This is a genomic window from Nodosilinea sp. LEGE 07088, assembly GCF_015207395.1.
In the GTDB taxonomy this organism is placed as follows: domain Bacteria; phylum Cyanobacteriota; class Cyanobacteriia; order Phormidesmidales; family Phormidesmidaceae; genus Nodosilinea.
In genome coordinates, this window is the sequence record NZ_JADEWX010000346.1 from 1 (window position 1) to 2248 (window position 2248).

Sequence of the window (2248 nt, forward strand, 5' to 3'; positions counted from 1 at the left end):
CCTCCCCCTAGCTTCCTATTCCCCCCAGCTCCCCATTCGGGCTATCCTCCAGACAGACCCCTTGCCGGAGAACCTCGCCATGGCCGTACCCGTCAGCCTAATACGCGCCCAGTCTTACCATAGGGCCGAACTGGCGCGATCGCTCACCGAGGTACTGGCACCCCTGGGAGGCATGGCGGCCTTTGTCAAACCGGGCGATCGCGTCTTACTCAAGCCCAACCTATTGACCGGCGCGCGCCCAACCAAAGCATGCACCACTCGCCCCGAGCTTGTCTACGCCGTCGCCCAGCAGGTTCATGCCGTGGGCGGCAAGCCATTTTTGGGCGATAGTCCTGCCTTCGGCAGCGCCCGGGGCGTGGCTAAGGCCAATGGTCTGCTCCCCCTGGCTCAAGAACTCAGCTTGCCTATTGTCGAGCTCCACGGCCAGCGCTATCCCAGCGATAATGCCGAATTTGACCATCTGCGTCTTTCTAGAGAAGCGATGGCAGCCGACGTGGTGATTAACCTCCCCAAAGTCAAGTCCCACGTGCAGCTCACCCTCACCCTGGGGGTGAAGAATTTGTTTGGCTGCGTACCCGGCAAAATGAAGGCCTGGTGGCACATGGAGGCAGGTAAAGACGTCCAGCGGTTTGGCACCATGCTGGTCGAAACCGCCCGGCTGATCGACCCGGCGTTAACCATCGTCGATGGCATTGTCGGTCACGAGGGCAATGGCCCCAGCAATGGCGAACCCAGGAATTTAGGCGTTCTAGGTGCCTCCGGTAATGTGTTTGCCCTCGACCGGGCGATGGTGGCGGTGCTGAGAGTTGATCCCCTCGCGGTGCCCACTGTGGCTCAGTCGATGCGGCTGGGGGTTTGCCCCGCTTGGGAGGAGATCGCATTCCCCCTGTCCACCCCCCACGAGCTGCGGGTGACCGATTGGCAACTGCCTGCGGAACTGATGCCCATCGACTTTGGCATGCCTCGGGTGGTGAAGTCGACCTTCAAGCACCTGTATATTCGCTTTATCAAAGAACCGATGACTGCCTACGCCGGGCGGCTCTAAAAACCGAGGTAGACGTTCAAACCACTGAGCTTTTCCAAGTGCTCAGGCTTCGAAGAGCACCTAACCAACCGTTAGGGTTGGATTTTGAAAGCAAACCTTAAGCTATTAGCTATTTCGCGTTGGGGCATGAATTGAATCATTGTCTAGAGCGTTGGTGCAAGGATATTAGACCAAGTTTTCCCTTTGACAATTTCTCACCGGTTATAGCTTAACTGGCGGTGATGACTGAAAATCATAGTGACGGTCAAAGCTTATCTGTTGGATTAAATTTGAAGCACTGTAAGTCTATGTAAATCATCTCAGCTCTTCTTTTTGCCTGAAATTATGGTCATCAGAAAAATCGAAAAAACGATTAAATTGGCGGCATTTTTAAAAAGGGAGCGGCGATGAAGATTTTGACAAAAAGCGAGCAAGCCTTAATTCTTCAAAGAGGAACTAAAGCAGAGTTTTTGGTTGGGACTGGTTTTGTGATGTTTGGTTGCCTGTTGATAGTAGGAGGCTTATTGTGGGAATTCAGCACTAGCGTTGGCATTGGATGGTGGATTTGTCTCTTTTTGCCTACAACAGTCTGGCTTCTTTGGCTTGCACTTCGACGTTTTCTGTCAAATAAGAGAATAGTCACTGTGTATACATTAAATAAAGGCTCTAACCAAGCAACTATAGAGTTTAAAGGTTTGGGGCAATCAGAATTTTTTGAATTGCCGCTCCACGAAATTAGAACAGTAGAAGTAAGGTTTTTGGACTCACACTACATAGGATACGGATATACACATGTACGGTTTCAACTTTGCTTTTTAACAAGGTCAGGCAGAGAAATTGCCTTGGACCAGGCAATTGGCATGCTTGAGAGACGAGAACTGGAGGCCATTGCTCGCCACTTTCGGAAATTTCTGTTCAATCGCTGATGCTATATCCTTCTGCCAGCAATTTAAAGCTTTAGCCATCGCCTGCGTACCCCTTTAAGGTATAGGAATGCCGAGGAGAATGGCTTCTTGAAAGGCCGCCGCTGCTTCCTCAAAGTGACTTTGTCTAGCCAGCATTACCCCTAGGCTGTAAGCTGTTACGCATCTAAATTGCATTAATCGAATTTCCCTTATTTTTCACCTTGCGATGCCAATTTATAACTAAATCCCCCTCATTGAGAAGTTTGTTGATAAGGGCTTCAAGATCTTCAATCGACTTAAATAAACGATTTGAAATGAA

Annotated in this window: 2 protein-coding genes and 1 pseudogene; 2 read left to right on the top strand and 1 reads right to left on the bottom strand. The window is 50.4% G+C overall.

Annotation, left to right across the window (positions count from 1 at the left end):
- The first annotated feature begins 79 nt into the window (after positions 1-79).
- The gene (locus tag IQ254_RS30825; protein ID WP_193969947.1) at positions 80-1045 is read left to right on the top strand and encodes a DUF362 domain-containing protein; all 966 of its coding nucleotides are present in this window, start codon (positions 80-82) and stop codon (positions 1043-1045) included.
- A 386-nt stretch (positions 1046-1431) separates the two neighbouring features.
- On the top strand, positions 1432-1950 hold the full coding sequence (locus tag IQ254_RS30830) for a hypothetical protein (protein WP_193969948.1): 519 nt from the start codon (positions 1432-1434) through the stop codon (positions 1948-1950).
- 163 nt (positions 1951-2113) lie between these two features.
- Here IQ254_RS30830 and IQ254_RS34145 read toward each other — a convergent pair.
- Positions 2114-2248, bottom strand: a pseudogene (locus tag IQ254_RS34145) (IS630 family transposase); the annotation flags it as partial.